We start from the raw sequence: 15,617 nt of genomic DNA on the forward strand, positions 1-15,617 counted from the left end.
AGACGACCGGGTCAAGTGGCCCAACGAGCGTAGCGAGTGGCTACTTGAGGCGGCGGCGGTTCCCCACGCTAACAAGCGACCGGAAGCCCTGCTTCCGGTCTGCCAAGCAGCAAGCGCCCTTCCTCGGCGATCCCGCGGCGCACCTCAATCGAACGTCACCACGGAGCGGATCGATTGGCCCTCGTGCATCAAATCGAAGGCCGTGTTGATGTCGTCGAGCCCCATGGTGTGGGTGATCAGGTCGTCGATGTTGATCTTGCCCTCCATGTACCAGTCGACAATGCGCGGCACCTCGGTGCGGCCCTTGGCGCCGCCGAAGGCGGTGCCGCGCCAGACCCGGCCGGTGACCAGCTGGAAGGGCCGGGTGGCGATCTCCTGGCCGGCCCCGGCGACGCCGATGATGACGCTTTCGCCCCAGCCCTTGTGGCAGCATTCCAGCGCCTGGCGCATGACATCCGTGTTGCCGATGCATTCGAAGGAATAATCGGCGCCGCCCCCGGTCAGCTCGACCAGATGGGCCACCAAGTCGTCGCCGAGTTCGGCCGGATCTACGAAATGGGTCATGCCGAAGCGTTCGGCCAGTTCGCGCCGCGCCGGGTTGGTATCGACGCCGACGATGATGTCGGCACCCACCAGGCGGCAGCCCTGCACGACGTTGAGGCCGATGCCGCCCAATCCGAAGACCACGACGTTGGCGCCGGGCTCGACCTGGGCCGTGTTGATGACGGCGCCGATGCCGGTGGTGACGCCGCAGCCGATGTAGCAGACCTTGTCGAAGGGCGCGTCGTCGCGGATGCGGGCCAGGGCAATCTCCGGCACCACGGTGAAGTTGGCGAACGTCGAGGTGCCCATGTAGTGGTAGATCGTCTGGCCGCCCAGGCTGAAGCGGCTGGAGCCGTCGGGCATCAGGCCCTGGCCCTGGGTCTCGCGGATGGCCTGGCAGAGGTTGGTCTTGCCGCTGGTGCAGTATTCGCACTGGCGGCATTCCGGGGTGTAGAGCGGAATCACGTGGTCGCCCGGCTTGAGGCCTGTGACACCCGGCCCCGTCTCGACCACCACGCCGGCGCCCTCGTGACCCAGGATGGCCGGGAAAATGCCTTCGGGATCGGCGCCCGAAAGCGTAAATGCGTCGGTGTGGCAGATGCCGGTGGCCTTGATCTCGACCAGGCACTCGCCGGCCCGGGGGCCTTCCAGGCTGACGGTTTCGATGCTCAGCGGCTGGCCCGCCTGGTGGGCCACGGCGGCGCGCACGTCCATGGTATTTTCTCCCTTGGGGAACAGCGACTAGCCCACGGTAGCCAAGCGGCCGTGGTGAGGTCAAACTCTCCGGGCCGGGCCACCCGCGACTTGATATTCGCCCGGCAAACAGGCAGGTAACGAGGCATGGAGAGCATTCCCAACCGCCGCGCCATCATCGAGCGGCGCCAGCTCGGCGGCGCCCTGGAAGAATTGGTCTGGGACGGCGACCCGCGCTCGCCGGAGGTGCGGGGCCAGGTGCTGGCGCTGTTGCGCGATCATCTGGAGGCCGGCCGGGCCGAGATCCGCCGCCGCTTCGAGGCCGGCGGGGCGGGCCTCGAGACGGCGCGCTCGATCTCCTACCTGGTCGACCAGATATTGCGCGCGCTCTACGACTTCACCCTGGCCCACGTCTATCCGCTGAGCAATCCGACGGCCGGCGAGCACTTGGCGGTGGCGGCTGTGGGCGGCTACGGGCGCGGCGAGATGGCGCCCCATTCGGACGTCGACCTGTTGTTCCTGCTGCCCTACAAGCAGACGCCCTGGGGCGAGCAGATGGTGGAGTACCTCCTTTACATGCTCTGGGACCTGGGCCTCAAGGTGGGCCACGCGACGCGTTCGGTGGACGACTGCGTGCGGCTTTCGCACGCCGACATAACCATCCGCACGGCGCTCCTGGAAGCCCGTTTGCTGTTCGGCGACAAGCCGCTTTATGGCGAGTTTCGCCGGCGCTACCAGAGCGAGGTGGTGGCTGACACCGGCCCCGACTTCACCGAAGCCAAGCTGGCCGAACGCAAGGACCGTCACCGCCGCCTCGGCGATTCGCGCTATTTGGTCGAGCCCAACATCAAGGACGGCAAGGGCGGGCTCAGGGACTTGCATTCGCTCTACTGGATCGCCAAGTACGTCTACCGCGTCGACCGCGTCGACGATCTGGTGGCCGCCGGACTCTTGACGGCGGCCGAACTCAAGCGCTTCGCCAAGGCCGAGGAATTCCTCTGGACGGTGCGCTGCCACCTGCACTACCGGGCCGCCCGCGCCGAGGAGCGCCTGACCTTCGATGCCCAGCCCGACCTGGGCCGGGTGTTGCGCTTCGCCGACCGGGCTGGCGCCCGTGGCGTCGAGCGCTTCATGAAACGCTACTACCTGGTGGCCAAGGAGGTCGGCGACCTGACCCGCATCTTCTGCGCCCAGCTTGAGGAGCAGCACAAGCGCAAGAAGTTCTTCCGCCTGCCCCGGCTGGGCCAGCGCCGCCGACTCGAGGACGGTTTCGTCATCGGCGGCGGCCGCATCGACGTCGAGCACGCCAAGGTCTTCGCCGAGGATCCGGTGCGGCTTTTGCGCCTCTTCCACCTGGTCCAGCAGCGCCAAGTCGACATCCATCCGCGGGCGCTGAAGCTGATCACGCGCAATCTTTCGCTGATCGACAACGCGCTGCGCCACGACCCCGAGGCCAACCGGCTGTTCCTGGAAATCCTCTGCTCGCGCCACGATCCCGAGATCGCGCTTCGGCGCCTCAACGAGGCCGGCATCCTGGGCCGCTTCGTGCCCGATTTCGGCCGCGTGGTGGCCCAGATGCAGCACGACATGTACCACGTCTACACGGTCGACGAGCACAGCATCCGGGCCATCGGCATGCTGGCCCGCATCGAGGCCGGCGAGCTGGCCGAAGAGCACCCCCTAAGCCACGACATCATCCACAAGGTGATGTCGCGCGAGGTGCTCTATCTGGCGGTGCTGCTGCACGACATCGCCAAGGGCCGGGGCGGCAATCATTCCGAACTGGGCGCCGAGATCGTGCTCAAGCTGGTGCCCCGCTTCGGCCTCAGCGCCGACGACACCGAGACCGTGGCCTGGCTGGTGCGCCACCACCTGGTCATGAGCAACACCGCCCTGCGCCGCGACATCCTCGACCCCAAGACGGTCGAGGATTTCGTTGCCGTCGTCGAGAGCCCGGAAAGGCTGAGGCTGCTGGTGGTGCTGACGGTGGCCGACATCCGGGCCGTCGGGCCCGGCCGCTGGAACGGCTGGAAGGGCCAGTTGCTGCGTGAGCTTTACTTCCGGGCCGAGGAGGCGCTCTCGGGCGGCATGGCGGCCGACCAGGCGGTGGCCCGGGTGGCGGCGGCCAAGGCGGCCTTGCGTGACGAGCTGGCCGACTGGGACGATGCCGCGGCCGAGGCCCATTTCGCCCGCACCTACGATTCCTACTGGCTGACCGCCGACGCCGAGACCCAGGCCCGCCACGCCCGGCTCATGCGGGCGGCCGGCGAGAGCGGCGCCGAGCTCAGCATCGCCAGCCGCGTCGACGAGTTCCAGGACGTCACCGAGGTCACCGTGTTCGCCGCCGACCACCCCGGCCTGTTCGCCCGCGTGGCCGGCGCCATGGCGGTCTGCGGCGCCAACATCGTGCGCGCCGCCATCAGCACCACGGCCGATGGCATGGCGCTCGACACCTTCTGGGTGCAGGACCCCGATGGCGGCCCGGTGACCCGGCAGGACCGCCTCAAGCGCACCATCGAAAAGACCCTCACGGGCGAGATCCGTCTGCACCAGGCACTGGCCGATCGAGGCTCGCTGCCCTCGCGCACCGAGGTTTTCGAGGTGGCACCCCGGGTGGTGGTCGACAACAAGGCGAGCAACGTCCACACCGTGGTCGAAATCCGCGCCCGCGACCGCCGTGGCCTGCTGCACGATGTCACCCGGGGGCTCAGCGATCTCGGCCTCACCATCGCCTCGGCCCGCGTCGCCACCTACGGCGAACGCGCCGTCGACGTCTTCTACGTCAAGGACGTCTTCGGCCTCAAGGTGACGCAAAAGGCCAAGCTGGAAAAGATCCGCAAGCGTCTCCTGGAGGCCGTCGAGGAGCCCCCGGCGCTGCGCGCCGAAGCCGCCGCCCAGGCCAAGCGGAAGGCGGCGGCGGGGGGGTAGGGTAGGGACATGTACCTTAGCGCCCTTTACTTGGGCGCTAAGGTGCGTGCCCCCAAACGGCCCACTACCCGGTCGTCCGCGAGCTCTCCCTGGAGAGCCCGTCGCTTTCAACCGCCCTTGTGGCTCTGGTGCCCGCCGTGGCCACCGTGGCCGGCCCCACCTGTATACCCCCGCAGCCGGTCGTATCGCCGTACCTGGTCTGGCGTCAGCACCTTCTTGAGCTCGAGATGGGCGCGCAAATGGACGAACCGCAGCTCGCCCTCGAGGGCGGCGATGGCGGCCGTGGCCTGGCGCAGTTCGGCGTCATCAAGCCGGCCGCCGGCAAAGGCGCCGTCGAGCTCGCCTTCGGCGGCAACGATCCGCCGGCCGAGATCCTGGGCCCTGGCCTGCATGGCGGTGAAGATGCGCCGGGTCGCTTCGGCCTGGGCCGCGCTGAGCCCCAGTTCCGACTCGAGGTCGAGGGCGTGCCTGGGGCCCGGGTAGTGGTTGAGCTCGGCCGCCTTGGCCAGGCCCATGCCGCGGCCGGCCAATAAATCGCCGATCTCGGCCGCCGACAGCGCCTTGATCTGGCGTCCTTGCTGCCCGGCGTAGGGCGAGGCGGCCAGGGCCGGCAAGGCCTGCAAGACCAGGGCACAGGCCGCCAGTGTCAGGATTCTCATAGCTTCCGACTCCCTCGGTTTTGCGCCGCGGCCCAGCATAACCAGCAATGCGGCGCAAGTATGGCGCCAGCGCCTGCCTTTTTTCCGCGGCTTTTTTCCGCTATATCGCGGCATGGCCCGGCCCGTCGTCCTTTTGCGCGCCATCGCCACGGTCGGTGGCTACACCATGCTGAGCCGGGTGCTGGGCTTGGTGCGCGACATTCTTATTGCCGCGATCCTGGGCGCCGGGCCGGTGGCGGACGCCTTTTTCGTGGCCTTCAAGCTGCCCAATTTCTTTCGCCGGCTGTTTGCCGAAGGCGCCTTCAACGCCGGCTTCGTGCCGCTTTTTTCGGGCATCTTGGAAAGCGAGGGGCGGGACCGGGCGCGGGCCTTCGCCCAGGAGGCCCTGGCCGTGCTGCTGCTCACGCTGCTCGTCTTCGTCTCGCTGATGCAGGTCCTGATGCCCTGGGTCATGTTGGGCCTGGCGCCGGGCTTCGTCGACGAGCCGGCCAAGTTCGAACTGACGGTCGAGCTCACCAGGCTGACCTTTCCCTATCTCCTGTTCATCAGCCTGGTCTCGCTGCTGGCCGGCGTGCTCAACAGCCTGGGCCGTTTCGCCGCCGCCGCCGCCACGCCGGTGCTGCTCAACCTCTGCCTCATCGGCGCCGTGCTGTGGCTGGCGCCGCACCTGCCGACGGCGGGCCACGCCCTGGCCTGGGCGGTGGCCCTGGCCGGCATGGTGCAGTTGCTCTGGCTGCTGGCGGCGCTCAGGCGCGAGGGCTGGCGGCTCTGCCTGCCCCGGCCGCGCCTCACGCCCCGGGTGCGCGAGCTGCTGCGCTTGATGGCGCCGGCCGCCGTGGGCGCTGGTGTGGTGCAGATCAACCTGGTCATCGACATCGTGCTGGCCTCGCTGCTGCCCTCGGGCTCGGTCAGTTTTCTTTTCTACGCCGATCGTCTCAACCAGTTGCCCATCGGCGTCGTCGGGGTGGCGGTGGGGACGGCGCTGCTGCCGCTGTTGTCGCGCCAGATCACGGCCGGCGACGACCAAGCCGCCGGCGAGAGCCAGAACCGGGCCGTCGAATTCGCGCTTTTGCTGTCGTTGCCTGCGGCGGCAGCGCTGCTGGTGATCGCCAAGCCGACGCTCAGCGTCCTGTTCGAGCGCGGTGCCTTCGGCCCGGCCGAGACCCAGGCCACGGCGCTGGCCCTGATGGCCTATGCCATAGGGTTGCCGGCCTACGTCCTGGTCAAGGTGCTGACGCCGGGCTTCTTCGCCCGCCTCGATACCCGAACCCCGGTGCTCATCGCGACGCTTTGCGTGGCCGTCAATCTGGTTCTCAACCTCTTGCTCATGGGGCCCATGAAGCACGCCGGCCTGGCCCTGGCGACGGCGCTATCGGCCTGGCTCAATGTTTATCTTTTGGCCCGGGTGCTCAATCGCCGGGGCCATTTCCTGCCCGATGCCGCTTTGCGCCGACGCCTCGGGCGCATGATTTTCGCCAGCGCCTTGATGGCGATCCTGTTGGCTCTGCTGGCCCTGGCCCTGGCCGGGCCGCTGGCCGGCGGGCCATGGCAGCGTATTCCGGCGCTGGCGCTTCTGGTGCTGGCCGGGCTGGTGGGCTACGGCGCCGCGGCCCAGCTCTTCGGCGCCGCCCGCATCGGCGAAATCAGGCGCTTCCTGGGCCGGGACGGTTGACCGGCGGCCGGAGCCGGGCCATAACTCCGCGGCTTCCAGGAGCACGGAGATAACAGGTGGCAAGAGGAATGACCGTAGCGATTCCCGACCAGCGCATCTTTTCCGGCGTCCAACCCACCGGCAACCTGCATCTGGGCAACTACCTCGGTGCCATCCGCAACTGGGCCCGGCTGCAGGGCGAATACGAATGCATCTACTGCATGGTCGATCTGCATGCCATCACCATGCCCCAGGATCCGGCCGAGCTGCGCGCCTCGACGCGCGAGGTGGCGGCCAGCCTGCTGGCCGCCGGCATCGATGCCGGCCAAAGCATCGTCTTCAACCAAAGCCAGGTACCGGCCCATGCCGAGTTGGCCTGGGTCTTCAACTGCGTCGCCCGCCTGGGCTGGCTCAACCGCATGACCCAGTTCAAGGAGAAGGCGGGCAAGAACCGCGACAACGCCAGCGCCGGGCTCTACACCTATCCCGCCCTGATGGCCGCCGACATCATGGTCTACAAGGCCACCCACGTGCCCGTGGGCGAGGACCAGAAACAGCACCTCGAGTTCACCCGCGACGTCGCCCAGTCCTTCAACAGCCAGTTCGGCGTCGAGTGTTTTCCCCTGGTCGAGCCGCTGATCTTCGGCGAAGCCACCCGGGTGATGAGCTTGCGCGACGGCGCCAGCAAAATGTCGAAGTCGGAAAAATCCGAAATGAGCCGCATCAACCTGACCGACGATGCCGACACCATCGCCAAAAAGATCCGCAAGGCGCGCACCGATACCGAGCCCCTGCCCGGCGAGGTCGAGGGCCTGGCCGGGCGGCCCGAGGCGTACAATCTGCTGGGCATCTACGCCAGCCTCGACGACGCCTCGCTGGCCGACACCTGCCGGCACTTCGCGGGGGCCCAGTTTTCGGCCTTCAAAGAGGCGCTGACCGAACTGGCGGTGGCCAAGCTGGCCCCCGTCACAGGCGAGATGAACCGCCTGCGGGCCGATCCCGGCTTCGTCGACGAAGTGTTGCGCGACGGCGCCGAACGGGCCGCGGCGCTGGCCGAGCCGATCATCCGCGAGGTTCAGGACATCGTCGGATTCTTGCGCCCTGGAGCGCGTCAGGACTGATCCGGGCCGGCCGCCCCCTTTAAGCCCGTGCCGGCCGTCCCTATCTGTCAGGTGCCATGTTGGGAAATGATCAACCGCTGCCGGACGAGCCTTCGGGGTTGAAACGCTTGCCCTTCCTCGGGCGCCTGGCTATTCGCGAACGCCTGCCGGCCATCGGTCGGATCGGCGGCGGCACGCTGGCCGGCCTGGCTGCCGCCGTCCTGGCCGTGGCGGTGCTTTACTACCCCATCGGCATGGCGATCGTGCACAAGATCGACGACGACCTGGCCTTCGGCCTCGAAAGCCAGGGCCTGGCCCCGGGCGCCAGCCGGTCCGTGGCCCTGGCCGCGGCCCTGATCGGGCGCGAGGTCGACAACCACCGCTGGGTGGCCAACGATCCTTTCTTCATGCCTGGTGCGGCGCTCGACAACATGCCCAACTTCCAGCAGGGCGTGGTGGCGGCGCTGGCTCGTTTCGCTTTCGAATTGACCGACCAAATCGGCCGCACCCGAGGCTCCAGCCAGACCGATCCCGATCTCCAGGAGGCGGCCGGGTTGCTGCAGTATTCCGGCACCAAATGGGTCTTCGACTTCTCCACCTCGCTGGCCCCTACGGCGACCTCGGAGGCCCAGTACCGCAAGGCGCGGCGCTCGTTGATTTCCTACAACGGCCGCCTGGCCGAGGGCCAGGCCGTGTTCGAACGCCGGGCCGACAACCTGATGGCGACGCTGGATCGCTTCGCCCTCGATCTCGGCTCCTCCTCGGCCGTCATCGACCGCCATATCGCCGAACACGCCGGCGATTTCATCGACTTGCAGGCCGACGACATCTTCTATTCCGTCAAGGGCCAGCTCTGCGCCTACTATTACCTGCTGCGCGAATTCGAAAACGACTTCGCCAACATCATCAAGGAACGCGAACTGGCGGCGGCCTGGCGCCAGATGCTGGGCAGCATGAAGCACGTCGCCGAGCTCGATCCCTGGGTCGTGGTCAACGGCCGGCCCGACGCCCAGGTGATGCCCAGCCACCTGGCCGGCCAGGGCTTCTTTCTGCTGCGCGCCCGCACCCAGTTGCGCGAAATCACCAACATTCTGCTTAAGTAGGTCCGGCCAGCCGCGGCTTGCGGCCCCTGCCTGCCGATGGCAGGATGGCGGGGCGCCGTTACAAACAAATGCCGATAACAAATAACTACAGGGAGGTTGCGGCGTGAGCGCATCCACTGCCGCCGAAGTCGGGCGGCGCAAGTTTCTCGTGGTCGTCGACGACACCCCGGAGTGCCGGGTGGCGTTGCGCTTCGCCTGTCGCCGGGCCCAACGCACCAGCGGCGGCGTGGTGTTGTTGCGGGTGATCGAGCCGGCCGACTTCCAGCATTGGCTGACGGTCGAGGAGCGCATGCGCCAGGAAGCCCGGGAGGAGGCCGAGCACCTGCTGCAGGCACTGGCGGCCGAGGTCAACGAGTGGGCCGGCGTGATGCCCGAATTCCTCATCCGCGAGGGCAACAAGCGCGACGAGATCCTGGTCCAGATCGAGGACGATCCCGGCATTCGTATTTTGGTGTTGGGGGCCTCGCCGGACAAGGAGGGGCCGGGGCCGCTGGTCAGCTCGCTGGCCGGCCAGATGTCGGGTTCCATGCGGGTGCCCATCACCGTGGTGCCGGGCGAGCTCAGCGACGATCAGGTCGACGAGCTGAGTTGATGGCAGGGGGAGCGGGTGGCTGGGATCATATTTGACCTCGCGGGCGCTGCACACTTCGACTTGCGCCCGAGTCCGCTTCCAGGTACAAGTCGCTAGCAACGGGGGCCGGTAGATAACATCCGGAGTGGGACCTCAACGTACGCGACGATACGGGGATCCACGGACCACCATGTTTCCTTGGCACGTACTCCAGACTTTTGAAAGATCGATGATCGCGGCGCTCGCCTTTGGGGCTGCGACGCTTTACCTGTCGGTCTCGTTCGTGGCGCTGTGGCCCGAGCCGCGGCCCGCCGTCGCAATGCCCCGCGTCGAAATCGCCATTGCCCTGCCAGCCCAGCCGGCCCCGTTGGCAAAAAGAACCAAGCCCGCCAAAGCCCCGAGCGCCGCGCCGGTCGCGCCGGTCGCGCCGGCCGTCCGGCCGGCCCGCGCCAGCCGCCAGGCAACGCCGCGGCGGCATTACTTGTTCGGCAAGCCGGACGCGACGCCGGCGCCGGAAACCCTGGCCCGTCGGGCCAAGGCGGTGGCCGGGGTGATCCACGTATCCTCCGTCGAGGACCTGACGAAAAAGATGTCGGATCTCGACTACCGCCTGAGCGACGTGCGCCGTGGCGCGGCCCAGGTGCCGCGCCTGACCATTGCCGCGCTGCCGCGCGATCTGCGCCAATTGCAGTCGGTGCGCTCGCGCAAGAACCTCTTCGTGCGCGCCATCCTGCCGCTCATCCTGCAGGCCAACGAGACGGTGATGGCCGAGCGCCGGCGGCTGGTTGCGGTGCTGGCCCAAAAGAGCCCCGATGCCGACGACCGCGCCTGGCTGACTGAGTTGGCGCTACGCTACGACGTCAAATCCGACGATAGGGCCGAGCTCTTGCGCCGCGTCGACATCGTGCCGCCCTCGCTGGCTTTGGCCCAGGCGGCCGAGGAATCGGGCTGGGGCACTTCGCGTTTCGCCCAGGAAGCCAACGCCGTCTTCGGCCAATGGACGTTCCGATCGGATATCGGCGTCGTGCCCAGCCGCCGCGACGACGGCAAGCGCCACAAAATCCGCGCCTTCGGCGGGCTGCGGGCCTCGGTTCTGGCCTATTTGCGGAACCTCAACATCCACTGGGCCTACGACGGTTTCCGTAAGCTCCGGGCCGACTTGCGGGCGCGCCAGGGCTGGCTTTCGGGCTATGACCTGACGCCTTCGCTGGAGCGCTATTCCGAACGCGGCAAGGCCTATATCAAGACCATCCGCACCATCATGCGGGTCAACGGCTTCGCGGCCTACGACCGGGCCCGGCTCGAGGGCGCCGACCGGCTGGGTATCTGAAGACCGGGATAGCGAATCCGAACGATCAATTCGGCGGCGCTATCAGGCCGCCATTGCGGCGGCGGCCAAGTGCGGCGATGCGCACGCCCGGTGAGGGACCTATGAATAATCCCTGCCTATCCGGGTTAGGGCAGATACCCACTACATATAGAACAAAGGACGCGCCAGGCCGACACCGCCCAATCGGCCGTTCCTGACCCTGGCTGTGTAAAAACGCCTTCGCTGTTATGATTCCGGTGGCAATTGGCCGGGGGATGTTATGAAGCGTTTCGTTGAGGGTGTTGAGCGGGGCCAGGCGACTTTCCTGCCAGAGAGCCTGGATGATTTTGTCCACAGTGATAATCCGGTTCGTGTGGTCGACGTGTTCGTCGATGAGCTTGATCTACGCGATCTTGGTTTCGAGCGTGTTGATCCACGTCCGACGGGACGACCGTCGTATCATCCGTCGGTTCTTCTAAAGCTCTACATCTACGGATACCTGAACCGGGTACCACCGCGAGGCCGGAAGGAGCGATGCGCCGGAGAGGGGCGGATTGCCTCGTGGTAGTGATGAAGGCTCGGTAATGGGGCTGGAGCGAAGGGGGCAGGTCATCGCCGTCGAACTTGGGCCAACCGGTTTGCCGGGAGGAGCCCTATTGTTCGGCGGAAGGCGGCAGCCTTCGTGCGATGGCATGAGCCGGATGATGCGAGAGTATCACGTCCGGTTCTGTGAGGGGCTCGGGGTGAAATTCCCCGGGCCTACTCGGTACTCGCGATGGCTTGGCCCCCTGCCAGGCGCACCCGCTTTGCCCCTGATCGCTGACCTCCCGGCTTCAAGATCGGACTTCACCGCCTGGAAGTCCGTTGCTGGGGGTACCGCGAGCATGCCGGCAGCGACGCCGAATCGACGCGGTTGACCCGGTGCCGACATTGGCGGACAAACACCATGGCGTGGTTTGAATAGCCGCTCTGGAGCACAACGAAGAGGGGCACTATGCTTCGCTTGGCAGTTCTCGCAATGTTGGTGGCGGCACTGGTCGGTCTCGCTGGACCGGGAGCGCTGGCAACCGACAAGTTCTCCAAGTTCTCCAAGTTCTCCAAGTTCTCTCTGTGGGACAATGCGGCCGGAGCGCAGCTTCGCGGTGCCAATATCTTCCAGAGACGGGTCTATCCGAAGATGGATGGCTCCACGTTCCTAGGCCCCGGCCCGGTCGGTCCACCGGTCGTCCAGACCGACCTCGATCGCCTTTCCGCCATGGGGGCGAACGTTGTGCTGATTTCGCATCCCGGGATTTTCACGGAAACGCCGCCCCACCGGCTTGACGCGGGGATCATGGACAACCTTGATCGCTTGCTGGCCATGATCGAAAAGGCGGACATGTTTGCTGTCATCGCCTTTCGCTCGGGCCCCGGTCGGGCTGAGTTCACGATAGCTGAAGGACTCGGAGATTGGGCCGATCCCAACTACCTCAACGACTCGATTTGGGCCGAAACGGCTGCCCAGGACGCCTGGGCCGAGATGTGGCGAACGGCGGCTCGACTCTACGGAAACAACTCGATTGTCGTCGGCTACTACCTGATGATCGAGCCCAACTCCAACGAACACGGTAGCGACGTGTTGAACGGCCGTCTCGACATCTGGGACCCGGAAGAGTTCGAGCGCCGTTATGGTGGTAGCGCGTACGATTGGAATCTCCTGCATCCGAAGATCACGAGAGCCATACGCCGGGTAGACGCTGATACACCGATTCTTGTTGGCGGCAACGGATACAGCGCTATCGAATGGTTGCCCTTCGTCAAGTCGAACGGCGATCCGCGAACCGTGTACACGGTTCACCAGTACGTCCCATTCGACTTCACGCACCAGGATCCCGAAGAAGCCATTTCGTACCCGGGACAGCTCGACATCGACGGCGACGGTGCCGCCGAGCCTTTCGACCACAGTGCCATGGAGGACCTCTTCTCGACGTTGGATGATTTCCGTGACGAACGGTCCGCTCGCCTTGCCGTTACGGAATTTGGTGTCCACCGCTGGGCACCCGGAGCCAGCCGTTTCCTGGCCGACCAGCTGGACATGCTTGAACGGCGTGGCCTCAACAACATGCTCTGGGACTGGGGGGTCTCTTACCAGGAGTTCGCCGAGGAAGTAACGGCCTTCAACTTCCGTTTTGGCCCTGACCCCGAGAGACGTGCCGACGTGACCTCCAGCGCGTTGATCGATGTCATCCGTCGCCATTGGGCCAGGAATGAGAAGCGGCCTTCGAACACACGATTTTGAGATCAACCAGTTTCGTGAAGCTAAGTGTTTTTGATGAAGCGCCGGTGACGAACGATGATGCTCCGCCTTGCGGTCCTTGCCATATCGGGATGGCTGATTCTCCTCATTGTCCCCTCTGCCGCCGGGGCTTCCGAGTGGTGGCGTCCGGAGGGACGGATATCATGGGACTGGCAATTGACGGAGCCCATCAACCTTGACCGTGACGTCGCCATGTTCGATCTCGATCTTTTCGACACCAAAGCCCACGTTGTCGCTCGGCTCAAGTCCCGGGGTGTGCGCACCGTCTGTTACCTAAGCGCCGGATCATGGGAGGATTGGCGCGAGGACGCCGCGCTGTTCCCGCCCGAAGTGATCGGCGATCCCTATGAAGGGTGGCCCGGAGAGCGCTGGCTCGATATCCGCCGCATCGATCTGTTGGCGCCGCTGATCGGGCAACGTTTGGAGCTTTGCAGGATCAAGGGGTTCGACGCCGTGGAGCCGGACAACATCGACGGCTACTCCAATGACACGGGTTTCCCCCTTGGCGCCGAAGACCAGCTTCGCTTCAACCGCTGGCTCGCCTCGGAAGCACATAAGAGAGGCCTGTCCATCGGCCTCAAGAATGATCCCGATCAGGCTGCAGAGCTTGTTGGCGATTTCGACTGGGCCTTGACCGAGGACTGCTTCGCCGAGGAATGGTGCGAGCAGATGTTGCCGTTCATCAAACTGGGCAAGACCGTGTTTGCCGCCGAATACACAGATATGGACATGACCACCGCCAAATTCTGCGCCAAGGCCAAAGCCTTCGGCATCAGCGCCATTCTGAAAACCCGCGAGCTCGACTCCTGGAGACGGTCCTGCCCCTAGCGCAATGCCATTCCCCTCCGCCAGCAAGTGGAGGGCCATATGGTGGGCCTGGCCGGGACAGAGCCAGCGACCCATACGACGTCAACGCAGTGTTTCCGTGCAGGACAATCCGGGACCGCGTTCGACTCCTCGCACAAGCTGGCAGGTCGGTTTGCGGCTAATTCCGCGGCGCGAAAAACTGCATTCCGAACCAGTGCCAGCGTCCGCCCTCTCCCGGCATGGTGCAGTTGATGCGGCCGCGGCCGGGCGGGAAGGGTGTCGCCGGGCGGACTTCGACGCGGCGCCCGCCGAGGATTTCGAGATGCGCCGGCCCGCCTTCGTGAGAGGGAAAGCAGCGCAGGCGGGAGAGGCCCGCGAGCGGCGTCGTCAGGGTGAAGCCGAAGGCCGGCGGATTTTCGCCGAGCAGCGGATCGGCCGGCGTCACCTCGCTCACCGGCAAGGGCAGGGCATTGGCGATGAGCTTGAGACGCGCCAGGCCGCCGTAGGTTTCGTTGAGCGCGAAGCGCGGCAGGTAGGTGGCCCGGAGACTGGCCTGGGCAACCCCGGAATGCTGGCCGAAGGCGGCTACGAAGCCGGCCTCGGCGACCACCGCCAGGCTGGTCAGGCTGGCCTCGCCGTAGGGGTGGGCGAAAACCTTGGGCACGAATCCGAGCTCTTCCCGGAAGCGCCGGCTGGCCCGCTCGATGTCGGCCTCGAGGCGGGCCCGGCTCCAGGTCGCCATGTGGCCATGGGCCGCCGAATGGTGGCCGATGGTGACACCGGCGGCGGCCATTTCGCGGATCTGGTCCCAGTTCATGTAATTGGCCTGGCCACCATCGACGGCGTCGCTGGGCACGAACAGCGTGAAGGGAATGCCGGCGGCGCGGAAGCGGGGCCAAGCCTCGGTGTAGACCGAGAGGTAGGCGTCGTCGACGGTTACCGCCAGGCTGCGCTCGGCCAGGCCGCGGCCCGACGTCAGCGCGGCGGCGATCTCGCCCAGCCCCGACATCTGGTAGTTGCCGCTGGCCAGTTCCGCGAGATGGGCCTCGAACTGTGCGATGCGAATGTTGGTCGAGGGGTAGTCGGTCTCGCCGAATCGATGGTACATCAGCACCACGGCCGCAGAGGAGCCGGCGGCCGCCACGGCCGGCAACAGCACGCTGCCGAGCATGGCCGCCAGCGCTACCGCAGACCTGATCCTGCCGGCACCGCCCGTCACGGCGACCCGGCCGGCCATTGGAACCGGACCATGACCTCTACCCTCTTCATTCCTCACGGGTCCCGGTCGATGCCTGGCAGTCTAGGGTATTCCAGGGGCCGCCGCCATCAATGCCGTGCCGGCGGCGCGGTCGCTGAGCAACGGGTAGTGCCGGGGCTCGAAGAGCTGATAGTGCCACCATTCCTTGAGGTAGAAGTCCCAGCCCGCGGCCGACATCAGCCCCAGCAGCAGGTGGCGGTTGTGTTGCACCGGCGGCGTGAGACCGGCGGCATCGTGATGGGCCAGCGGCGAGAGCGCATCGAAAGGCGTGCCCATGTCGAGCTCCCGGCCGGCCCCGTCGATCAGCGTCAGGTCCACCGCCACGCCGCGCGAATGGGGCGAGCCGCGCCAAGGGGGCGCGAGAAAATCGGCGTCCGGCGTGTGCCGCCAGAGCCGCCACTGGGCCTCGGCCGGGCGGAAGGCATCGAAGATCTTGAGCCGGTAGCCGAGCCGGCCGGCCAGGGCGGCGGCGCGGGCCAGCTTGGCGGCCGCGGCGGCATGCAGGAAACAACCATCATGGCGGTAAATGGTCTGGCCGGTGAAGTTGTCGGCACCGGCATAGGCCAGGTCGACGACGACGTCCCAGGCGTCGTCGATCTGCGTCAGCAACATGGCATTTATCCCTGGCAATGGCAGGCCGGACCAGTCTACCACGAGCGGCGGCTAGCCCGCATTTCTCACCGGGTCATGGCCTGCGCG

12 protein-coding genes and 1 pseudogene are annotated in these 15,617 nt (G+C 66.5%); 9 read left to right on the forward strand and 4 right to left on the reverse strand.

What is annotated here, in order from left to right; genetic code table 11:
• Positions 1 to 144: 144 nt before the first annotated feature.
• Positions 145 to 1,257 carry an S-(hydroxymethyl)glutathione dehydrogenase/class III alcohol dehydrogenase gene (locus QGG75_18665; protein MDP6069251.1) on the reverse strand — a complete coding sequence of 371 codons (1,113 nt, stop codon included), beginning with the start codon at positions 1,255 to 1,257 and terminating at the stop codon, positions 145 to 147.
• Between the two features lie 126 nt (positions 1,258 to 1,383).
• On the opposite strand from QGG75_18665, the gene QGG75_18670 reads away from it, so the two are divergent.
• Positions 1,384 to 4,164 (forward strand): [protein-PII] uridylyltransferase, encoded by a 2,781-nt coding sequence (locus QGG75_18670; GenBank protein ID MDP6069252.1) that lies wholly within the window; start codon positions 1,384 to 1,386, stop codon positions 4,162 to 4,164.
• A gap of 107 nt (positions 4,165 to 4,271) precedes the next feature.
• Here the strand turns inward: QGG75_18670 and QGG75_18675 are convergent, their stop codons facing one another.
• On the reverse strand, positions 4,272 to 4,823 hold the full coding sequence (locus QGG75_18675) for a hypothetical protein (protein ID MDP6069253.1): 552 nt from the start codon (positions 4,821 to 4,823) through the stop codon (positions 4,272 to 4,274).
• Positions 4,824 to 4,935: 112 nt separating this feature from the next.
• Here QGG75_18675 and murJ point away from each other — a divergent pair, with 112 nt between their 5' ends.
• The 8 genes and pseudogenes from murJ to QGG75_18715 all read left to right on the forward strand — a co-directional run bounded on the left by murJ (position 4,936) and on the right by QGG75_18715 (position 13,681).
• Positions 4,936 to 6,495, forward strand: a complete 1,560-nt coding sequence (gene murJ, locus QGG75_18680) for a murein biosynthesis integral membrane protein MurJ (protein MDP6069254.1) — start codon at positions 4,936 to 4,938, stop codon at positions 6,493 to 6,495.
• 68 nt (positions 6,496 to 6,563) lie between these two features.
• Complete coding sequence (gene trpS, locus QGG75_18685; GenBank protein ID MDP6069255.1) at positions 6,564 to 7,595, forward strand: tryptophan--tRNA ligase; 1,032 nt, start codon at positions 6,564 to 6,566, stop codon at positions 7,593 to 7,595.
• A gap of 98 nt (positions 7,596 to 7,693) precedes the next feature.
• Positions 7,694 to 8,677, forward strand: coding sequence for a DUF2333 family protein (locus tag QGG75_18690; protein ID MDP6069256.1), 984 nt, complete (start codon positions 7,694 to 7,696; stop codon positions 8,675 to 8,677).
• A 103-nt stretch (positions 8,678 to 8,780) separates the two neighbouring features.
• The gene (locus QGG75_18695) at positions 8,781 to 9,269 is read left to right on the forward strand and encodes a universal stress protein (GenBank protein MDP6069257.1); all 489 of its coding nucleotides are present in this window, start codon (positions 8,781 to 8,783) and stop codon (positions 9,267 to 9,269) included.
• Positions 9,270 to 9,477: 208 nt separating this feature from the next.
• Positions 9,478 to 10,578: a glucosaminidase domain-containing protein gene (locus QGG75_18700; GenBank protein MDP6069258.1), complete on the forward strand. Its 1,101-nt coding sequence runs from the start codon at positions 9,478 to 9,480 to the stop codon at positions 10,576 to 10,578.
• Between the two features lie 259 nt (positions 10,579 to 10,837).
• A pseudogene (locus tag QGG75_18705) lies at positions 10,838 to 11,068 on the forward strand (IS5/IS1182 family transposase).
• A 513-nt stretch (positions 11,069 to 11,581) separates the two neighbouring features.
• Positions 11,582 to 12,835 carry a cellulase family glycosylhydrolase gene (locus QGG75_18710; protein ID MDP6069259.1) on the forward strand — a complete coding sequence of 418 codons (1,254 nt, stop codon included), beginning with the start codon at positions 11,582 to 11,584 and terminating at the stop codon, positions 12,833 to 12,835.
• Positions 12,836 to 12,892: 57 nt separating this feature from the next.
• A complete protein-coding gene (locus QGG75_18715) occupies positions 12,893 to 13,681 on the forward strand; it encodes an endo alpha-1,4 polygalactosaminidase (GenBank protein ID MDP6069260.1) in 789 nt (262 codons plus the stop codon).
• Positions 13,682 to 13,838: 157 nt separating this feature from the next.
• Here QGG75_18715 and QGG75_18720 read toward each other — a convergent pair whose 3' ends face one another.
• On the reverse strand, positions 13,839 to 14,897 hold the full coding sequence (locus QGG75_18720; protein MDP6069261.1) for a polysaccharide deacetylase family protein: 1,059 nt from the start codon (positions 14,895 to 14,897) through the stop codon (positions 13,839 to 13,841).
• 63 nt (positions 14,898 to 14,960) lie between these two features.
• Positions 14,961 to 15,530: a D-alanyl-D-alanine dipeptidase gene (gene ddpX / locus QGG75_18725; protein ID MDP6069262.1), complete on the reverse strand. Its 570-nt coding sequence runs from the start codon at positions 15,528 to 15,530 to the stop codon at positions 14,961 to 14,963.
• Positions 15,531 to 15,617 lie beyond the last annotated feature (87 nt).

The organism is Alphaproteobacteria bacterium (assembly GCA_030740435.1).
Lineage (GTDB): Bacteria > Pseudomonadota > Alphaproteobacteria > UBA2966 > UBA2966.